Source organism: Burkholderia sp. EMB26, assembly GCF_024730645.1.
Classification (GTDB): domain Bacteria; phylum Pseudomonadota; class Gammaproteobacteria; order Burkholderiales; family Burkholderiaceae; genus Burkholderia; species Burkholderia cenocepacia.
This window is the reverse complement of sequence record NZ_CP078070.1, coordinates 841894-859244: the sequence shown is the minus strand read 5'-3', so window position 1 is coordinate 859244 and position 17351 is coordinate 841894. Positions and strand designations below refer to the sequence as shown.

Annotated in this window: 22 protein-coding genes, 1 tRNA gene and 1 riboswitch; of the genes, 13 read left to right on the top strand and 10 right to left on the bottom strand. The window is 66.3% G+C overall.

The features are described 5' to 3' along the window. Positions 1-23 precede the first annotated feature (23 nt). On the top strand, positions 24-1211 hold the full coding sequence (locus tag KU887_RS04060) for an acyl-CoA dehydrogenase (RefSeq protein ID WP_006484906.1): 1188 nt from the start codon (positions 24-26) through the stop codon (positions 1209-1211). Between the two features lie 125 nt (positions 1212-1336). Here KU887_RS04060 and KU887_RS04055 read toward each other — a convergent pair whose 3' ends face one another. Then, positions 1337-1975, bottom strand: a complete 639-nt coding sequence (locus tag KU887_RS04055; RefSeq protein ID WP_006476788.1) for a peroxiredoxin — start codon at positions 1973-1975, stop codon at positions 1337-1339. A gap of 318 nt (positions 1976-2293) precedes the next feature. Between KU887_RS04055 and KU887_RS04050 the strand changes: the two genes are divergently transcribed. From KU887_RS04050 to KU887_RS04040, 3 genes are all read left to right on the top strand, one after another. Further along, on the top strand, positions 2294-2596 hold the full coding sequence (locus KU887_RS04050) for a YqjD family protein (protein WP_006494044.1): 303 nt from the start codon (positions 2294-2296) through the stop codon (positions 2594-2596). A gap of 119 nt (positions 2597-2715) precedes the next feature. After that, positions 2716-3105, top strand: coding sequence for a phage holin family protein (locus tag KU887_RS04045; protein ID WP_006476790.1), 390 nt, complete (start codon positions 2716-2718; stop codon positions 3103-3105). Positions 3106-3148: 43 nt separating this feature from the next. Beyond that, complete coding sequence (locus KU887_RS04040) at positions 3149-3592, top strand: DUF3318 domain-containing protein (protein WP_006484985.1); 444 nt, start codon at positions 3149-3151, stop codon at positions 3590-3592. Between the two features lie 54 nt (positions 3593-3646). On the opposite strand, the gene KU887_RS04035 is transcribed toward KU887_RS04040, so the two are convergent. The 7 genes from KU887_RS04035 to glyA form a co-directional block, all read right to left on the bottom strand. After that, positions 3647-4093 (bottom strand): type IV pilin protein, encoded by a 447-nt coding sequence (locus KU887_RS04035; RefSeq protein ID WP_006496711.1) that lies wholly within the window; start codon positions 4091-4093, stop codon positions 3647-3649. After that, entirely contained in the window at positions 4090-4617 is a 528-nt protein-coding gene (locus KU887_RS04030) for a pilus assembly protein (RefSeq protein WP_185716422.1), read from the bottom strand. Before KU887_RS04030 ends, KU887_RS04035 begins: the two co-directional genes overlap by 4 nt. 143 nt (positions 4618-4760) lie before the next feature. After that, the gene (locus KU887_RS04025; protein ID WP_258254579.1) at positions 4761-5597 is read right to left on the bottom strand and encodes a PilW family protein; all 837 of its coding nucleotides are present in this window, start codon (positions 5595-5597) and stop codon (positions 4761-4763) included. Continuing rightward, positions 5587-5976 carry a hypothetical protein gene (locus KU887_RS04020; RefSeq protein WP_258254578.1) on the bottom strand — a complete coding sequence of 130 codons (390 nt, stop codon included), beginning with the start codon at positions 5974-5976 and terminating at the stop codon, positions 5587-5589. The genes KU887_RS04025 and KU887_RS04020 overlap by 11 nt, the downstream gene beginning before the upstream one ends. A 17-nt stretch (positions 5977-5993) precedes the next feature. Then, entirely contained in the window at positions 5994-6557 is a 564-nt protein-coding gene (locus tag KU887_RS04015; RefSeq protein ID WP_043205464.1) for a GspH/FimT family pseudopilin, read from the bottom strand. Between the two features lie 153 nt (positions 6558-6710). Further along, entirely contained in the window at positions 6711-7190 is a 480-nt protein-coding gene (gene nrdR / locus KU887_RS04010; RefSeq protein ID WP_006476792.1) for a transcriptional regulator NrdR, read from the bottom strand. Between the two features lie 6 nt (positions 7191-7196). After that, complete coding sequence (gene glyA / locus KU887_RS04005) at positions 7197-8444, bottom strand: serine hydroxymethyltransferase (RefSeq protein ID WP_006485003.1); 1248 nt, start codon at positions 8442-8444, stop codon at positions 7197-7199. A 137-nt stretch (positions 8445-8581) separates the two neighbouring features. Then, positions 8582-8682, bottom strand: a riboswitch (ZMP/ZTP riboswitch). A 180-nt stretch (positions 8683-8862) separates the two neighbouring features. Between glyA and KU887_RS04000 the strand changes: the two genes are divergently transcribed. From KU887_RS04000 to KU887_RS03960, 9 genes are all read left to right on the top strand, one after another. Further along, positions 8863-9609, top strand: a complete 747-nt coding sequence (locus KU887_RS04000; RefSeq protein WP_006497456.1) for an SDR family NAD(P)-dependent oxidoreductase — start codon at positions 8863-8865, stop codon at positions 9607-9609. Positions 9610-9707: 98 nt separating this feature from the next. Then, positions 9708-10193, top strand: a complete 486-nt coding sequence (ybgC, locus tag KU887_RS03995; RefSeq protein WP_034200954.1) for a tol-pal system-associated acyl-CoA thioesterase — start codon at positions 9708-9710, stop codon at positions 10191-10193. Positions 10194-10337: 144 nt separating this feature from the next. Continuing rightward, entirely contained in the window at positions 10338-11015 is a 678-nt protein-coding gene (gene tolQ, locus KU887_RS03990; protein ID WP_006484959.1) for a protein TolQ, read from the top strand. A gap of 10 nt (positions 11016-11025) precedes the next feature. Then, complete coding sequence (gene tolR / locus KU887_RS03985) at positions 11026-11475, top strand: protein TolR (RefSeq protein WP_258254569.1); 450 nt, start codon at positions 11026-11028, stop codon at positions 11473-11475. Then, the gene (tolA, locus tag KU887_RS03980; RefSeq protein WP_058902190.1) at positions 11472-12527 is read left to right on the top strand and encodes a cell envelope integrity protein TolA; all 1056 of its coding nucleotides are present in this window, start codon (positions 11472-11474) and stop codon (positions 12525-12527) included. Before tolR ends, tolA begins: the two co-directional genes overlap by 4 nt. Positions 12528-12636: 109 nt before the next feature. Further along, complete coding sequence (tolB, locus tag KU887_RS03975) at positions 12637-13932, top strand: Tol-Pal system beta propeller repeat protein TolB (RefSeq protein ID WP_012492927.1); 1296 nt, start codon at positions 12637-12639, stop codon at positions 13930-13932. Positions 13933-13949: 17 nt separating this feature from the next. Beyond that, on the top strand, positions 13950-14462 hold the full coding sequence (pal, locus tag KU887_RS03970; RefSeq protein WP_006484980.1) for a peptidoglycan-associated lipoprotein Pal: 513 nt from the start codon (positions 13950-13952) through the stop codon (positions 14460-14462). Positions 14463-14481: 19 nt separating this feature from the next. Continuing rightward, complete coding sequence (gene ybgF, locus KU887_RS03965) at positions 14482-15231, top strand: tol-pal system protein YbgF (protein ID WP_006484965.1); 750 nt, start codon at positions 14482-14484, stop codon at positions 15229-15231. A 110-nt stretch (positions 15232-15341) separates the two neighbouring features. Next, positions 15342-15418: transfer RNA gene (locus KU887_RS03960), tRNA-Lys, on the top strand. Between the two features lie 413 nt (positions 15419-15831). Here KU887_RS03960 and yiaA read toward each other — a convergent pair. Together yiaA and KU887_RS03950 are read right to left on the bottom strand one after the other, a co-directional pair. Further along, entirely contained in the window at positions 15832-16275 is a 444-nt protein-coding gene (gene yiaA / locus KU887_RS03955) for an inner membrane protein YiaA (RefSeq protein ID WP_043205738.1), read from the bottom strand. A 103-nt stretch (positions 16276-16378) separates the two neighbouring features. Continuing rightward, positions 16379-17326: an AraC family transcriptional regulator gene (locus tag KU887_RS03950; protein WP_124674555.1), complete on the bottom strand. Its 948-nt coding sequence runs from the start codon at positions 17324-17326 to the stop codon at positions 16379-16381. Between the last annotated feature and the right edge of the window lie 25 nt (positions 17327-17351).

Here is a 17351-nt window from a genome sequence, read left to right as displayed (position 1 = left end):
CCGGACCAACAGGAGATGAGACGATGAGTGCTGCAACTTTTCATTGGGACGATCCGCTGCTGCTCGACCAGCAACTGACCGAGGAAGAGCGGATGGTTCGCGATGCCGCGCAGGCGTACGCACAGGACAAGCTCGCGCCGCGCGTCACCGAAGCGTTCCGCCACGAACGCACCGACGCGGCCATCTTTCGCGAGATGGGCGAGGTCGGCCTGCTCGGCCCGACGATTCCCGAGGAATACGGCGGCCCCGGCCTCAACTACGTGAGCTACGGGCTGATCGCGCGCGAAGTCGAGCGCGTCGATTCCGGCTACCGGTCGATGATGTCCGTGCAGTCGTCGCTCGTGATGGTGCCGATCTTCGAATTCGGCTCGGACGCGCAAAAGCAGAAATACCTGCCGAAGCTCGCGAGCGGCGAATGGATCGGCTGCTTCGGCCTGACCGAGCCGAACCACGGCTCCGATCCCGGCAGCATGGTCACGCGCGCGAAGAAGGTGCCCGGCGGCTATTCGCTGTCCGGCGCGAAGATGTGGATCACCAACTCGCCGATCGCCGACGTGTTCGTCGTCTGGGCGAAGCTCGAAGAGAACGGCAAGGACGCGATCCGCGGCTTCATCCTCGAGAAGGGCTGGAAGGGCCTGTCGGCGCCGGCGATCCACGGCAAGGTCGGGCTGCGCGCCTCGATCACCGGCGAGATCGTCCTCGACGAGGTGTTCGTGCCGGACGAGAACCTGATGCCGAACGTGAGCGGCCTGCGCGGCCCGTTCACGTGCCTGAACTCGGCGCGCTACGGGATCGCGTGGGGTGCGCTCGGCGCCGCCGAGTCCTGCTGGCACACCGCGCGCCAGTACGTGCTCGACCGCCAGCAGTTCGGCCGGCCGCTCGCCGCGAACCAGCTGATCCAGAAGAAGCTCGCCGACATGCAGACCGAAATCACGCTCGGCCTGCAAGGCGTGCTGCGCCTCGGCCGGATGAAGGACGAAGGCACGGCCGCCGTCGAGATCACGTCGATCATGAAGCGCAACTCGTGCGGCAAGGCGCTCGACATCGCCCGCCTCGCGCGCGACATGCTCGGCGGCAACGGCATCTCCGACGAATTCGGCGTCGCGCGCCACCTCGTGAACCTCGAGGTGGTCAATACGTACGAAGGCACGCACGACATCCACGCGCTGATCCTCGGCCGCGCGCAGACGGGCATCCAGGCATTCTTCTGATGATCCGGCCATGACGCACGCGGCAGCGTTGCCGCGCACGCGCACGCCGCCAAGGAAAAAGCCCGCCCGGCATCGCTGCCGGGCGGGCTTTTTTCAGCGGAGCCGCGGCTGCGGGCCGCCGATGCTTACTTGTTCGGCTGCGGCGTCAGGCGCAGATACGGACGCACCGCGTTGAAGCCCTTCGGGAAGCGCTTCTTCAGTTCTTCCGGATCCTGCAGCGACGGGACGATCACGACGTCGTCGCCATCCTTCCAGTTGCCGGGCGTCGCGACCTTGTAATTGTCGGTCAGTTGCAGCGAATCGATCACGCGCAGCACTTCGTCGAAGTTGCGCCCCGTGCTGGCCGGATAGGTGATCGTGAGCCGGACCTTCTTGTTCGGGTCGATCACGAACAGCGAACGCACCGTCAGCGTTTCGTTCGCGTTCGGGTGAATCATGTCGTACAGCTGCGACACCTTGCGGTCCGCGTCGGCGATGATCGGGAAGCCCACGACCGTCGACTGCGTTTCGTTGATGTCGTTGATCCAGCCCTTGTGCGATTCGACGCCGTCGACCGACAGCGCGATCACCTTCACGTTGCGTTTCTCGAATTCGCCCTTCAGCTTCGAGGTCAGCCCGAGTTCGGTCGTGCACACCGGCGTGTAGTCGGCCGGATGGGAGAACAGGACACCCCAGCTGTTGCCGAGCCACTCGTGAAACTTGATCGTGCCCAGGCTCGATTCCTGCTCGAAATCCGGTGCGATGTCGCCAAGACGCAGACTCATGATGTTCCCTCCTCGAACGATGCTGGTTGAAACCGCGCGCTGGACAGCGCGGGGCAGTCCATCAGCTTACGGGAAGCAATGGGCCGTGCGAACGATTATTCCGTTTGATATTCATACTTTTTTGTCATTTTTACCCGGCGTCGTGGCAGGACGGCGGGCTGGAGAGGAAACTTTTCAACCCGTTTGCCGCTCTGTTCATGATTACAAGTCGTTTACCATGCAGTCTTGCGCTGCCGCCGTGTGTCTTCCCGGCTCGCCAGCAGGCAGGGGTTTCGCTACGATGTGAACCTGCAGCATGACAGCACGAAGGGAGTTGCAATGTCGGAAATCAACAAGGAGAAACTGATGTCGGATATCAAAACCGTTCTCTCGGACGCCGAAGACCTGCTCAAGCAAGCTGCGAGCAGCACGGGCGACCGTGCGGCCGAGCTGCGCGAGAAGGCCATGTCGCGCCTCAAGCAGGCCAAGGAAAAGGCAGCCGACGTCCAGGTCGTGGTGGTCGAGAAAGGCAAGAAGGCCGCGCGCGCGACCGACGACTACGTGCACGAGCATCCGTGGACGTCGATCGGCGTGGCCGCCGGCGTCGGCGTGCTGATCGGCCTGCTGATCAACCGCAAGTAACGCGCTCTGCGCCGTTTCGTCCCGCAGGCCGCATGTGCGGCCCGCGGGCGTCGAAGCCTGCCGGTCTGCGCCGGCCGGCTTTGTCCTAGCTGCTCACTGCACGCGCAAGCACCTCATCCATGACGACAGACACCCACTCGCAGCCGTCCGGTCAAGGACCGCTGCGCCGCCTCGTCGGCTCCGCCATCGGCCTTCTGCAGACGCGCCTCGAACTGGTGGGCATCGAGCTTGCCGAGGAGAAGGAGCGCCTGATGGGCGTGCTGTTCCTCGGTCTCGCCGCGATGATGCTCGCGACGATGGCGCTCATCAGCCTGACCGTGCTGATCGCGATCGCGTTCTGGGATACCTACCGCTGGCAGGCGCTCGCCGCGATCACCGCACTGTATGCCGTTGGCGGCATCGTATGCGCGCTGAAGGCGCGTTCGGGCCTGCGCGACGCGCCGACCGTGTTCGAGGCGACGCTCGCCGAACTCGAGAAAGACCGCGACCTGTTCCGCGGCAAGCCGTGAACGCCCTCGCGCTCATCCCTCTCACCTACTTCGCCGACGCGCCATGAGCCAGAACATCACGGGCAATCCATCCCGCTCCCATTCGTCGCGATCGCACTGGAGTGCGTCGCAGCACCGCGCGCTCCGCAAGGAATTGCTGATCCTGCGATCCGAAGTCGAGCGGCTCGAACTCGCGGAAGCCGCCGCCGAAATGCGTCAGGCCGTCACGCGCTTCAGTTGGCTCAAGGTGTTCATCCCCGGCCTGTCCTCGCACAAGTTCGGCCAGTCGGCCAAGAACCTGAACGCAAGCCTCGGCCAGCTCGTCAACCAGTATCCGATGCTGAGTTCGCTCGCGTCGCTCGTGCTGGCGAAGCCCGTCCGCTCGCTGCTGCGCGCGAGCGCGGGCCCCGCGTTGAAGTGGGGCACGCTCGGCTTCGCCGCATGGGAGGTCTACCGGATCTGGAAGCAGTCCCGCGACGAGCGCGGGCTCGACGCACACGACGACTGATCGTCGGCACTTCGCGCGCACGGCCATGCGCCGCTGCGCGCCTTTCTTGCGAGCTCAGCGCACGCCCCAGCACGCAGCACCCGGTTCGTCGGCGCCATCGCTTCCTGCGTTGCCTTTCGTTCCGTCCGAGCGCAACGTGAACGTGCCGCATGCATCGTCGCGCATCGGCCCGGTGTCGAGCGGCGTCGCCGTCAGTTCATAGCTCACCGGCGAACCGTCGCCGTCCGGCCGTCCGAGCGTCAATCGATACACGGCGTGCCCGTCCGGCGGCGCGTGTGCGAGCGCGTCCGGCAACGCCGCAGGCGGCGCACCGTCCAACGTTTCAAGATACTGGGCCGCACGGTACAGCGCGGACACCGCCGACGCGCGGTGAACGCGCACGACATGTTCGCGATACGACGGGATACCCCATCCGGCCAGCACGGCGACGATCGCAAGCACGATCATCAGCTCGATCAGCGTGAACCCTGCCGCGCGGCAGATAGGCAGGCGGCCGCTCATCGGAGCACCGTCGCGACACGACGCCAATGCAGCCCGACGATATGGCCGTCGCGTATCGCAACCTGGTGTTGCAGCCACACGGCGCTCGATGCGTGCGCGCCGACGCCACGCGCGGTAATCAAGTAAGCGCGGCCGCCGGCCTGCCCTGCCGGACGCCGCCATGCCTCGATCAGACATCGCGGCGGCTGCGCGGCCATCGGCCAGCCGGCAAATGGCGCGAACGCCTCGGGAGCCGCCAGCGGCGGCATGCGCCGCCATGCGTCGGGCTCCGCGTGCGATTCGCTTTCGTTCATATAAGGCGCCGAGCCGCGCAGCAATCGCGCGGTGCACGCGGCAAGCGCGGCATCGGCCGCGTGGAACGCGATCAATCGATCCGACAATGCGCGTGTGCGGCGCGACTCCGTCAGCGCGGCGTCGAACCATGTGCCGGTCAGTGCCGCGACCGCTGCGCCGACCGCGATCACCGCAGGCAACGCAAGGCCCGCATCGCGACGCCCGGCGCGGCGGGCGGGTCGGAGACGCATGTGCGGCTCGCGCGGGCTCGCCGCCGGAACGCCAACGCACGCGGTCTGCTGCCGTTCGTCGTCATTTGCGGCGGTGCGCTCATGGGCGTGGCCGGCCTTCGTGCGCCGGGAGAGGTCGTCCCGCGCGTGCTGCGCTGCTCCGCTCATCGCGCCGCCTCGCTTGCTTGAGTTGCGTCATGCAACGCAGCATCGGACGCGACAGCGACGTTCCGCACCGCGACGATGCGATCGAGCGTCAAACGTGCGTGGCCGTCCGGTGCAACGGCCACGCGACCGTCACAGTCGATATGCGGCGTCGGTTCGCGCACTGGTTCGCCGCGCGCCCGCACGCAGACATGCACGGCCACGACATCGCGCCAGTCGTCGGCACGCATCGCATCGGCATCGACGAACCGCATGGCGTCGCGACGCAAATAGCGGATGCGCAACTGATCGATTCCGGCCACCACGGGCTGTGGCGTACCCGGACGGCCACTTCCTTCGCAATACAGTTCGGGCTCGCCCGTCGACGGGCTGACATGCGCGTCGAAGCGATTCTCCACCGGCGCAGGTTCACCCGGCACACCGACACCCTGCCCAAGGCAATCCGACGCCTGACCGCTCACCGTCGTCCACGTCGAGACGGCATCGCCGACATACCGGACCAGCAACGCGTCCGACGACAGACGCGCGGGCTCGCAGCGCACCTGTGCGCCGCTACCGCGCACGCGCGCCATCGAGCAGCCGAACACCGATGGCAACGACGAGGATGTCGCTTCGGCATCGAGCGGCCGGAATCCGGCCATCTGGACATGCTGACCGATCAGCATCAGCGCGGTCGCGGCCGCGTCGCGCATCCTGAACCCGTCTTCCGCGCGACGCTGCGCAATGCGCTGCGCGTGGTACAGCGCACCGGCCGCCGCAAGCACGAGGAGCCCGACGGTCATCGCGATCAGCACTTCGAGCAGCGTATGGCCGCGCGTACGATGATCAGCGTTCATCGGCTAGCCCGTCGCGAAACGGCATCCGGACACACGATGGCGGCTGCGTCGACGTCCCCGTCGCCTCGCAGCGCGACGACGCACCTCCATTTCCGCCACGCCAGCCGACAACCGCGTAACGGACGGCACCCGGCCCGCCATCGAGCGTCATCGCGCCACCCGGCAACGATGCCGCCGCCAGCGCCGCGAGGCCGTCGTCGGCGGCCGCCGCGGCATGCAGACGCTCGATACGTGCATCGGCCAGCCACAGCGCGCGTTCGCGCCAGATCGTCGCACGCTGCGCGCGCGCCATCGCGAGCTGGCTGCCGACTACGGCCAACATCACGGTCACGAGCAGCGCGATGGCCAGTGTCGCCTCGATCAACGATGTACCGCGCATGGCATTGCGCATGGCGATCACGCCGCGTCGCAGCGGCCGGCGACCATCCGCGCGCGGCCGCCCGCAGCAATCCGCACGCAACGCGACACGCGCGTATCGTCGGCCGCGGACACACCGCGCCGCGGGCGCAATTCGAAACGCCGGATTCCGCCGATCGATTGACCGGCCGGTGGCGCAAACGCGAGCTCGTGCGCCGCGCCCGTGACGGCCACTTCGGCATCGCGCGGATAGCGGCGCAGCACACGCGAGCGCCCGTCGATCTGCCCGCTGACGATCCAGTCGCACGACCATTCGGCCGGATCGCATCGCTCGCCGGCCCGCAGACAGGCGCCGTCGCGCCCCGCGCGGCACAACGTGACGCGCGCGCCGAGACGCGTTGCCTCGGTACGCGCAAACGACAGCGCACCGAGCAGCGCGCGCGAGCGGGCATCCACGCGTTCGCGCATGCGCCACTGGTCGAACGTGGGCACCGCATAGAGCGCAAGCCCCGCTGCCAGCGACATGGCGACCATCAACTCGACGAGCGTGAATCCGCCCGCTCGTTGCACCACATTCTTCAAGGGTTGAGCGCCCCGTTCCATCGCAATCGTCCTCCGCCACGGTGATGCGACGACTGTAGCGGCGCGTGCAAACGCGCGCCATTTGCCGAACGGCCGACTGGCGACATGCGATCGCGACCGACACAATCGGCGCGAATCGAACCAACGGAGCAGACGATGAACGGACGCAGCGCGTCAGCGCTTACGTGGGGTCTTGGCGGGAGAGGCGCGACGGAACTCTTCGATCACGTCGGCAAATTCGGAAACGTCCTCGAACCGGCGATACACCGATGCGAAGCGGACATAGGCGATCGTATCGAGGCCGCGCAACTCGTTCATCACGAGCTCGCCCAGCTTCTCGCTACGCACTTCGCGCTCGCCGGTCGCGAGCAGTTGATATTCGATGCGAGCGACCGCCGCGTCGATCGCGTCGGCGGCAACCGGCCGCTTGCGCAGCGCGAGTTGCATGCTGGCGACGATCTTGCGACGGTCGAATTCGGTGCGGCTGCCGTCCTTCTTCACGACGAACGGCAGGGACAACTCGACCCGCTCGTACGTCGTGAAGCGCTTGTCGCAAGCCGAGCAGCGACGGCGCCGCCGGATCGCGGCGCCATCCTCGGACACGCGCGAGTCAACGACCTGCGTGTCGTCATGCCGGCAGAACGGGCAGCGCATCGGCGATCAGCGATAGACCGGGAAACGCTTGGTCAGCTCGGCGACCTGCGCGCGCACGCGCTCGATCGTCGCTGCGTCTTCCGGGTTCTCCAGCACGTCGGCGATCAGGTTGCCGACCTGCTCGGCTTCCGCCGGCCCGAAGCCGCGCGTCGTCATCGCCGGCGAGCCGAGACGGATGCCGCTCGTCACGAACGGCTTTTCCGGGTCGTTCGGAATCGCGTTCTTGTTCACCGTGATGTGCGCCGCGCCGAGCGCCGCTTCCGCCGCCTTGCCCGTGATGTGCTTCGCGCGCAGGTCCACCAGCATCACGTGGCTTTCCGTACGGCCCGACACGATCCGCAGCCCGCGCTTGACCAGCGTTTCGGCCAGCACGCGTGCGTTCTCGACCACCTTCTGCTGGTATTCCTTGAACTCCGGCGACAGCGCTTCCTTGAACGCCACCGCCTTCGCCGCGATCACGTGCATCAGCGGGCCGCCCTGGATCCCCGGGAAGATCGCCGAGTTGATCGGCTTCTCGTATTCCGCCTTCATCAGGATCACGCCGCCGCGCGGGCCGCGCAGGCTCTTGTGCGTCGTCGTCGTCACGAAATCCGCGTGCGGCACCGGGTTCGGGTACACGCCCGCCGCGATCAGGCCTGCGTAGTGCGCCATGTCGACCATCAGGTATGCGCCGACCGACTTCGCTATCTTCGCCAGACGCTCGAAATCGATCTTCAGCGCGAATGCCGATGCGCCCGCGACGATCAGCTTCGGCTTGTGTTCGTTCGCCAGCTTCTCGGCCGCGTCGTAGTCGATGTCTTCGTTCTCGTTCAGGCCGTAGCTCACCACGTTGAACCACTTGCCCGACATGTTCACCGGCGAGCCGTGCGTCAGGTGGCCGCCGTGCGCGAGGCTCATGCCCATGATCGTGTCGCCCGGCTTGAGCATCGCGAAGAACACGCCCTGGTTCGCCTGCGAACCCGAATTCGGCTGCACGTTCGCGGCTTCCGCGCCGAACAGCTGCTTCACGCGGTCGATCGCCAGCTGCTCGACCACGTCCACGTACTCGCAACCGCCGTAGTAGCGCTTGCCCGGATACCCTTCCGCGTACTTGTTCGTGAGCTGCGAACCCTGCGCGGCCATCACGGCCGGGCTCGTGTAGTTTTCCGACGCGATCAGCTCGATGTGATCTTCCTGGCGGCGGTTTTCCTGCTCGATCGCTGCAAAGATTTCGGGATCGACGTTCGCGATGGTGCTTTGGGCTCTGTCAAACATACGGTTTCCGTTAAGTGTGTACAGGTTGACCGGAGTGGCCGAGTACGGTGCGCTGCTGGCGGGACCAGCTCGACGTGGCGGAGGAATCCGTATGACGCGAGGCAGGACAGCCACCGGCGATGCACGCGACGGCGCACAACGGCTGCCCAGGCGAACGGCAAAAACGGCGCCCCGCGCTTCACGGTGGGATGCTCCACCTTGAACCCGAAGGGTTCTATCGCCAGTCACGCAGGGGTGATGAGCGCATTAGTGTATTGGATGCGTCATGAATAGGCAACCGCACGGCAGTGCGCCCGAATCAATTGGGGCCAGACTCTACGCGCCCGTGCCGAAACGCTTTGCCGCCTTGCCGCGGTGCGGCATTCTCAGTAGGCTTGCGGGATTCCACCCGCTATCACGTTACCGACTAGGAGCAGCAATGATCGTGTTCGTCACAGGCGCGTCCGCCGGCTTCGGCGCCGCCATCTCCCGAGCCTTCGTCAAGGGAGGCCATCGCGTCGTCGCGACCGCGCGCCGCAAGGATCGTCTCGATGCGCTCGCCGCCGAACTCGGCGACGCCCTTCTGCCGCTCGAGCTCGACGTGCGCGACCGCGCGGCCGTCGAGGCCGTGCCGGCCGCCCTTCCCGCCGAATTCGCGGCGCTCGACGTACTGGTCAACAACGCCGGCCTCGCACTCGGCGTCGAGCCGGCCCACAAGGCCAGCCTCGACGAATGGCGGACGATGATCGACACGAACTGCGCGGGCCTCGTCACCGTCACGCACGCGCTGCTGCCCGGCATGGTCGAGCGCGGTCGCGGTCATATCTTCAATATCGGCTCGGTTGCGGGTTCGTACCCTTATGCGGGCGGGAACGTCTACGGCGCGACCAAGGCTTTCGTCAGGCAATTCAGCCTGAACCTGCGCGCCGACCTGCTCGGCACGCCGTTGCGCGTCACCGACATCGAGCCGGGCCTGTGCGGCGGCACCGAGTTCTCGAACGTCCGCTATCGCGGCGACGACGCGAAGGCGGCGAACGTCTACAACAATGTCCAGCCGCTGATGCCCGAGGACATCGCCGATACGATCTACTGGATCGCGACGCGCCCGGCCTACGTCAACGTCAACACGATCGAGCTGATGCCGATCGCGCAGGCGCCCGGCGGCCCGACCGTCCACCGCGGCTGAAACCCCGCGGGCCGGCCCCGGGCCGGCCCGCGGTGTGCCACGACGCACTACATTCCGTTACGAATCGGTTACGAATCGGGTCTTTGCCTTCCGGTAGAATGCGCGCCATGACTCAGCCTACCCGCTCCCCGGAAGCGCCCTCCGGCTTTACCTGGCCGGTGCGCGTGTACTACGAGGATACCGATGCAGGCGGCATCGTCTTCTATGCCAACTACCTGAAGTTCTTCGAGCGCGCCCGCACCGAGTGGCTTCGCGCATGCGGCGTCGACCAGCGCCAGCTCGCCGACGATACCGGTGCGATCTTCATCGTGCGCAGCACGTCGCTCGACTACCGCGCGCCGGCGCGACTCGACGACACGCTGACGATCACGAGCCGGCCCGGACGCATCGGCCGCGCGTCGGTGGAATTCACGCAGGAAGCCTGGTGTGGCGACACGCTGCTCGTGGCGGGGCACATCCGCCTCGGCTGCGTCGACCGTCACGGCATCCGGCCCGCGGCCATCCCGCCGGCCGTGCTCGACGCGCTGCAACGCGGGCCCGTCATCGACGCCGGGCAGACTGTATTGTCAACGAAGCGCGCATGAGCGCCGTTTAGACAAAGCCTATGAACTTGCCGTTCTGATTCGATACTAAGCAAGGTTCGGCGTCAGGCATGGCCGGCGCGCCGCGCCGCACGCACGCCGGACACCCTTGCCGGGCACCCCCGAAGGGACGTTACTCAAACCTCTATGAACACTTCTCAAGACCTGTCGATCATTTCCCTCGTCCTCAACGCGAGCGTGCTGGCCCAGGCCGTGATGGGACTGCTGCTGTTGCTGTCGCTGATGTCGTGGACCTTCATCTTCCGCAAGTGGTTCGCGATCCGCCGCGCACGCGCGCAAACCGAACGCTTCGAGAAGGATTTCTGGTCGGGCGGCGACCTGCAGGCGCTGTATCAGAGCGCGGCGAACAACCGCCACACGATCGGCGCGCTCGAGCGGATCTTCGAATCGGGGATGCGCGAATTCCTGAAGGCGAAGGAAAAGCGCCTCAGCGATCCGGGCCTCGTGCTCGACGGTGCCCGCCGCGCGATGCGCGCATCGTTCCAGCGTGAAATGGACGTGCTCGAAGCCAACCTCGCGTTCCTCGCGTCGGTCGGCTCGGTCAGCCCGTACATCGGTCTGTTCGGCACGGTCTGGGGGATCATGAACTCGTTCCGCGGCCTCGCGAACGTGCAGCAGGCCACGCTCGCGAACGTCGCGCCGGGCATCGCCGAGGCGCTCGTCGCCACCGCGATCGGCCTGTTCGCCGCGATTCCCGCGGTGGTCGCATACAACCGCTACGCGCACGACATCGACCGCCTCGCGATCCGTTTCGAGACCTTCATCGAAGAGTTCTCGAACATCCTGCAGCGTCAGGCCCAGTAAGGAGCGCGCCATGGCAGGAAGCCCCATCCGATCCAGCATGCGCGGCGGCCACTCGCGCCGCGCAATGGCCGACATCAACGTCGTGCCGTACATCGACGTGATGCTGGTGCTGCTCGTGATCTTCATGGTCACCGCACCGCTCGTCGCCCCGTCGATCATCAACCTGCCGACCGTCGGCAACGCGGCGCCGCAGGAGCAGACGCCGCCCGTCGTCGTCAACATCAAGGCCGACCGCACGATGAGCGTCAAGTACAAGGGCGACTCGGGCGCGACCCAGGAAGACACGATGACGAAGGCCGAGCTCGACAGTTTCATTTCGGCCCGGCAGGCCGACCACCCCGACCAGCCGGTCGTGATCGCAGCCGACAAGACGGTGCAGTACGATGCCGTCATGACCGTGATGTCCGATCTGAAGGCGCGCGGCGTCAAGCGCGTCGGCCTCCTCGTCAAATCGCAATGAACCGGCAGCAATCCACGCGCAGATCCGCCTACCCGCTCCAGCCGCCCCGCGAGCGCGGGACGTGGCGCGCGTTCGCGCTCGCCGCGCTGATGCATGTGCTGCTTGCGCTGTTCCTCTATCACGGCGTGCAGTGGCAGAACAGCACGCCGGCCGGCGCCGAGGCCGAGCTGTGGACCGAAGTGCCCGACGTCCCCGCGCCGCGGCCCGTCGTCACGCCCGCGCCGCCCGCCAAGGTCGCGCCGCCCCCTCCCCCGGTGCGCGACGAGCAGGCCGACATCGCGCTGCAGCAGAAGAAGCGTCAGCAGGAAGCGGCCGCGCGCGAAGCGCTGCTCGAACAGCAGCGCCGTGCGCAGCAACTGAAGGCCCAGCAGGAAGAGGAAGCCCGGCGCGCGCAGCTCGCCGCGCAACAGGCCGCCGCGCTCGCCGCACAGAAAGCCGCGGAACGCGACAAGCAGAAGCAGGCCGAGAAACTCAGGCAACAGCAGCTCGCCGAGCAGCAGAAGCTCGAGCAGCAGAAACTCCAGCAGCAAAAGCAGGCGCAACTCGAAGCGCAGCAGGCGGCGAAGGCGAAGGCCGACGCGGCCGCGAAGGCCAAGGCGGAAGCCCAGGCCAAGGCGAAGGCCGAAGCCGCGGCGCGCGCGAAGGCCAGCGCGGCGGCGAACGCGAAGCTCGACCGCGAGCGCAGTGCGCGCCTCGCGCAGTTGCAGGGCCTGTCCGGCGCCGGCGAAGGCGGCGGCGAAGGCCTCGCGAAAAGCGGCACGGGTACGGGTTCCGGCGGCAATGCCGCCACGCCCGGCTATGCCGACAAGGTGCGCCGCCGCGTCAAGCCGAACATCGTTTGGGGCGGCGAGCGGGCAGGCCTGACCACCGTCGTCAAGATTCGGTGCACGCCGTCCGGTGACGTATTGAGCGCATCGGTCTCCCGCTCGAGCGGGAATTCGGGGTGGGATCAAGCCGTGGTCAATGCGATCCACGCATCGGTCCCGTTGCCGCCCGATTCTAACGGTCGTACCCCGTCTGACATTACGATTACCTTCAAGGCGGCGGAGTGAAAGGAAATGCGCTTACACTCCGGGCGTCGCTGTCAGGCGGGAACGAATCGGGTATTTTTACTGTCTCTGCGGTTGCGCAGCGATCCAAGCCATACGGGAAGCAAGAAGCATGAGTTTGATGACAAAGCTAGGTTTCAGGGCACTCGTGGCCTCGTGTCTGATTACGGCGGGCAGCGCCGCTAACGCCCAGGTCAACGTGCTGATCACCGGTGTCGGGTCGACCCAGTTCCCCATTGCCACCGCCAATTTCACGAACGAGGCGAACCTGCCGCAGCAGGTCACGTCGATCGTCCGCGCCGACCTCGCCCGCAGCGGCAAGTTCACCAACATCGACGCAGGCAGCACGCCCGTGCCCGAGACCGCATCGGTCGATCTCGGCGCATGGAAGGCCAAGGGGGCGAATGCATTCGTCGCCGGCAGCGTGAACCGCGAGGCGAACGGCCAGTACAAGGTCAACTTCATCCTGTACGACACCGTGAAGCAGCAAAGCCTCGGCGGCCTGTCGCTGACGGCCACCGACACCACGCTGCGCACGGCCGGCCACAAGATCGCCGACTACATCTACCAGAAGCTGCTCGGCGTGCGCGGCGTATTCGCCACGCGCCTGTCGTACGTGATCAAGACCGGTAACCGCTACCAGCTGCAGATTTCCGATTCGGACGGCCAGAACGCGCGCATCGCGCTGTCGAGCACCGAGCCGATCATCTCGCCGGCCTGGTCGCCGAGCGGCACGAAGGTCGCGTACGTATCGTTCGAGCGCAAGAAGCCGATCGTCTACATCCACGACCTGCCGACCGGCCGCCGCTACATGGTCTCCGACCAGAAGGGCAACAACAGCGCACCGGCGTGGTCGCCGGACAGCAACACGCTCGCCGTCGCGCTGTCGCTGACGGGCAATACGCAAATCTATACGGTCAACGCGAACGGCGGCGGCCTGCGCCGTCTCACGCAAAGCAGCTCGATCGACACCGAACCGTTCTACTCGCCGGACGGCCGCTGGATCTACTTCACGAGCGATCGTGGCGGTGCGCCGCAGATCTACCGGATGCCCGCGCAGGGTGAAAGCGCCGGTGCCGCGCAGCGCGTGACCTTCACCGGCAGCTACAACACCAGCCCGCGCGTGAGCCCGGACGGCAAGCTGCTCGCTTACATCTCCCGCACGGGCGGGGGCTTCAAGCTGTACGTTCAGGATCTGCAGACTGGCGCGGCGAACGCCATCACGAATACCAATCGCGACGAATCGCCGAGCTTCGCGGCAAACGGCCAGTACCTTCTGTACGCTACCCAGTCGGGTGGTCGCAACGTTCTGGCTGCAGTGCCCTCCGACGGCAGCGCGCCGCCGCAGATCCTGTCCGTCCAGGGCGGCTCCGTTCGCGAGCCGTCGTGGGGGCCCTTCATGCAATGACCACAAGGAGAGTAACCATGATGTCGAATAAAGCTCGTCTGGCCCTGGCCGTGATGATGATCAGCGCGCTCGCAGCGTGTAAGTCGGGCGTGAAGCTCGACGACAAGGCAAACAACGCGGGCGCAGTCAGCACGCAACCGAGCGCCGACAACGTCGCGCAAGTGAACGTCGATCCGCTGAACGACCCGAACAGCCCGCTCGCGAAGCGCAGCATCTACTTCGACTTCGACAGCTATTCGGTGAAGGACGAGTACCAGCCGCTGATGCAGCAGCACGCGCAGTACCTGAAGAGCCACCCGCAGCGCCACGTGCTGATCCAGGGCAACACCGACGAACGCGGCACGAGCGAGTACAACCTCGCGCTGGGCCAGAAGCGTGCGGAAGCCGTCCGCCGCGCGATGGCACTGCTCGGCGTGAACGATTCGCAAATGGAAGCCGTGAGCCTCGGCAAGGAAAAGCCGCAAGCAACGGGTCACGACGAAGCATCGTGGGCGCAGAACCGTCGCGCCGACCTCGTCTACCAACAGTAAGTAACGGAAGAATCGCCGTATGACGCACCGTTCAACCTGGCTGCGCGTTGCCGCAGCATTCTGCGTCGCGGGCGCGGCGTGGTCGGCCGCGCCGGCGCACGCCGGCATGTTCGACGACAACGAAGCGCGCCGTGCCGTGCTCGATCTGCGCAGCAAGAGCGACAACCTGTCGAGCCAGTTGTCGGCCGCCCAGCGTACGATCCTCGATCAATCCGGCCGTATCGACCAGCTGAACCAGCAGGTCGCGACGCTGCGCGGCGAGAACGAGGATCTGACGAACCGGCTGACGACGCTCGAGCGGCAGCAGAAGGAGTACTACCAGGATCTCGACACGCGGCTCAAGAAGTTCGAGCCGCAGCAGGCGACGATCGATGGTGTCGAAGGCACCGTGCAGCCGGGTGAAACGGATGCGCTCAGCGCGGCGCAGCAGCAGTTCCGCAACGGCAACTTCAAGGCGGCCGCGGCTTCGTTCCGCGCGTTCATCGCGAAGTATCCGCAGAGTCCCTATCAGCCGACCGCGCAGTACTGGTACGGCAACGCGCAATACGCGCTGCGCGACTACCGCGGCTCGACGGCGACGTGGCAAGGGATCGTCAGCAAGTTCCCGCAACACCCGCGCGCGGCCGACGCCCTCGTGGCGATCGGCACGAACCAGCTCGAGCAAGGCCAGAAGGCGGCCGCGAAGAAGACGTTCGAGCAGGTCGTGTCGCAGTACGCCGGTTCGAATGCGGCGCAGACGGCGCAGGGCAAGCTGGAAACGATCAAATAATTATCGTGACGGGTTGTTGACAGCCCTGCAACCCGTCGCTATAATCTTTTGCTCTTTGGGTCGTTGCCCAAGTTGTTGAAGCAACGAACCAAAACAAGTTTCAAGAACGTGGGGTGGTAACTCAGTTGGTTAGAGTATCTGACTTTTAATCAGAGAGTCGAGGGTTCGAGTCCCTCCCACCCTACCAACTATCTTCGATAGTGCAAAAAGCCTCCCTCGCGGAGGCTTTTTTGCGTCTGGCGCTTTGCCGCAACGCACGTCCTTCCCTGTCCCAACGAGCGCGCCGATGAGAGTACGCCCGCTCGTATCGACGTCGTGCCCAACACGGCTATCGCACGTTTACCTCCACGGTCTCTTCCGACGTCGCCAGCGCAACCGCACGATCCCTTCGTCGACGGCGGCACCGAGCAGATTGCCGTCCGCACGCGTTCGTGCCGCGGTTTCTGTGAGATTCGATATCCGTAATATTTCCATCGTCATGCGCAACGGCATGCACGAAACGAAAGAACGGCAGGTGGCCCGCGGCACGCCGGCTAATACGGACGCCGCGGACATCATCGCGCAGCGGGCGGCCTCGGCAACGGCCCGCCCCGCGCACCCTCACTCCTGGATGGACGGCGCCGAATCGGCGTCGGCGTAGCGCGGCTTCGCGTTCTGCAGGTCGCGCGTGTTCTTCTGCACGGCCACCGAGCCGAACAGCGCGAGCACGAACGACATTGCGTAGAAGCCCTTCTCGCTCAATTGCAGCGTCGCGTTGAAAAGGCCGACGATCAGCAGCGCGATCGACAGCAGCAGCGCGATCCAGCTGAGGCCGTAGTAGATGCCGGTGACGGGAATGCCTTCCGCGCGGTCGCGCACGCTCTTCTGCAGCGAGATCGCCGCATAGAGGCCGAACACCAGCACGGTGAAGTAGTAACCCTTCTCGTTGAGCTGCATGCCGGCGTTCCAGAGCCCGATCAGGAATGCCGCGAAACCGGCGAGCAGCGCGGCCCACGAGGCGGCCACGAATGCGAACGACGGTTGCTGGATGGTGGTCTGGTTCATTGCTTTGCCCTCTCTTTCTTGTTGTTCGAAATCGTTTTCGTTGAACTGCGTTTCGCGCATGGTAGCAGCTTTGGCGCGTGTCCCGACGGCCGTGTTTGCACGCTTACGTTTCGCGCCGCGCGCGCCGCCAGCGCCCCGGCGTCGTGCCGAGCACCGCGCGAAACGCCTTGCCGAACGCGGCCTCGGACTGGTAGCCGACCACCTGGCCGATTTCCGCCTGTCCGCGCTGCGTGTCCTGCAGCAGCGCGCACGCATGCATCATCCGGATCTGCGCGACGAACGCGCCGACGCTCATCCCCGCCTTCTCGCGGAAATGCCGCGCATAGGTCGCGCGCGACATCGCCGCCGCGGCGCCGAGCGATTCGACCGTCCACGGTTGCGCCGGCGCCTGCAGCACGGCCTGGACCGACGGGCCGAGCCGCGCATCGGCCGCGAGCGCGAGCCAGCCGGACGGCACGCGCGCGCCGCGACCGTATGCGCGCAACGCATAGGCGAGCAGCGCCTGCCCGAGCGCATTCACGATCGCGCCAGCGCCCGGCTGCACATTCGACGCCTCGGTACGCAGCACACTCGTCAGCAGTTGCAGCGGCACGGCCCCCGAGGTGTCGCGCAGCCCGACGTGCAATACCTGCGGCAGCGTACGCATCAGCAGTTCGCCTGCGCCGCGTGCATAGACGAACCGCCCGCAGAGCAGATCCACGCTCGCGTTGCCCGTTGCGGCCGGATCGACATTCGACTTGACCGGCAGCACCGCACCGTCGCCGGCCCCCGAATCGCGCAGCGGCGCGAGCGGCTTCGACCGGTGGCCCGCTGCGTCGAGCAGGTCGTGCGCGCCACCTGCAGGCAGCAGCACGAAATCGCCGTCGGCGAGTTGCAGCGTGCGCCCGTCGGCGGCGCGCAGCCGGCAGGTTCCAGCCAGCACCAGGTGGAACGCCGCCTCGCCGGGCGGCAGCGGATCGTGCGGCATCGCGAACGGGCCGTCGAGCAAGCACCGCACGTCGAGCTCGACATGGCTGCGCCCCAGCGACAGCAGTTGACTCAATGCATCCATGAGACGATTGCGCTAAAAATTGACA

Excerpts from the sequence above, each read along its gene's own strand:
- KU887_RS04060 (WP_006484906.1), top strand. The coding sequence starts at position 24 with ATGAGTGCTGCAACTTTTCATTGGGACGATCCGCTGCTGCTCGACCAG.
- KU887_RS04055 (WP_006476788.1), bottom strand. The coding sequence starts at position 1,975 with ATGAGTCTGCGTCTTGGCGACATCGCACCGGATTTCGAGCAGGAATCG.
- KU887_RS04050 (WP_006494044.1), top strand. The coding sequence starts at position 2,294 with ATGTCGGAAATCAACAAGGAGAAACTGATGTCGGATATCAAAACCGTT.
- KU887_RS04045 (WP_006476790.1), top strand. The coding sequence starts at position 2,716 with ATGACGACAGACACCCACTCGCAGCCGTCCGGTCAAGGACCGCTGCGC.
- KU887_RS04040 (WP_006484985.1), top strand. The coding sequence starts at position 3,149 with ATGAGCCAGAACATCACGGGCAATCCATCCCGCTCCCATTCGTCGCGA.
- KU887_RS04035 (WP_006496711.1), bottom strand. The coding sequence starts at position 4,093 with ATGAGCGGCCGCCTGCCTATCTGCCGCGCGGCAGGGTTCACGCTGATC.
- KU887_RS04030 (WP_185716422.1), bottom strand. The coding sequence starts at position 4,617 with ATGCGTCTCCGACCCGCCCGCCGCGCCGGGCGTCGCGATGCGGGCCTT.
- KU887_RS04025 (WP_258254579.1), bottom strand. The coding sequence starts at position 5,597 with ATGAACGCTGATCATCGTACGCGCGGCCATACGCTGCTCGAAGTGCTG.
- KU887_RS04020 (WP_258254578.1), bottom strand. The coding sequence starts at position 5,976 with ATGCGCGGTACATCGTTGATCGAGGCGACACTGGCCATCGCGCTGCTC.
- KU887_RS04015 (WP_043205464.1), bottom strand. The coding sequence starts at position 6,557 with ATGGAACGGGGCGCTCAACCCTTGAAGAATGTGGTGCAACGAGCGGGC.
- nrdR (WP_006476792.1), bottom strand. The coding sequence starts at position 7,190 with ATGCGCTGCCCGTTCTGCCGGCATGACGACACGCAGGTCGTTGACTCG.
- glyA (WP_006485003.1), bottom strand. The coding sequence starts at position 8,444 with ATGTTTGACAGAGCCCAAAGCACCATCGCGAACGTCGATCCCGAAATC.
- KU887_RS04000 (WP_006497456.1), top strand. The coding sequence starts at position 8,863 with ATGATCGTGTTCGTCACAGGCGCGTCCGCCGGCTTCGGCGCCGCCATC.
- ybgC (WP_034200954.1), top strand. The coding sequence starts at position 9,708 with ATGCGCGCCATGACTCAGCCTACCCGCTCCCCGGAAGCGCCCTCCGGC.
- tolQ (WP_006484959.1), top strand. The coding sequence starts at position 10,338 with ATGAACACTTCTCAAGACCTGTCGATCATTTCCCTCGTCCTCAACGCG.
- tolR (WP_258254569.1), top strand. The coding sequence starts at position 11,026 with ATGGCAGGAAGCCCCATCCGATCCAGCATGCGCGGCGGCCACTCGCGC.
- tolA (WP_058902190.1), top strand. The coding sequence starts at position 11,472 with ATGAACCGGCAGCAATCCACGCGCAGATCCGCCTACCCGCTCCAGCCG.
- tolB (WP_012492927.1), top strand. The coding sequence starts at position 12,637 with ATGAGTTTGATGACAAAGCTAGGTTTCAGGGCACTCGTGGCCTCGTGT.
- pal (WP_006484980.1), top strand. The coding sequence starts at position 13,950 with ATGATGTCGAATAAAGCTCGTCTGGCCCTGGCCGTGATGATGATCAGC.
- ybgF (WP_006484965.1), top strand. The coding sequence starts at position 14,482 with ATGACGCACCGTTCAACCTGGCTGCGCGTTGCCGCAGCATTCTGCGTC.
- yiaA (WP_043205738.1), bottom strand. The coding sequence starts at position 16,275 with ATGAACCAGACCACCATCCAGCAACCGTCGTTCGCATTCGTGGCCGCC.
- KU887_RS03950 (WP_124674555.1), bottom strand. The coding sequence starts at position 17,326 with ATGGATGCATTGAGTCAACTGCTGTCGCTGGGGCGCAGCCATGTCGAG.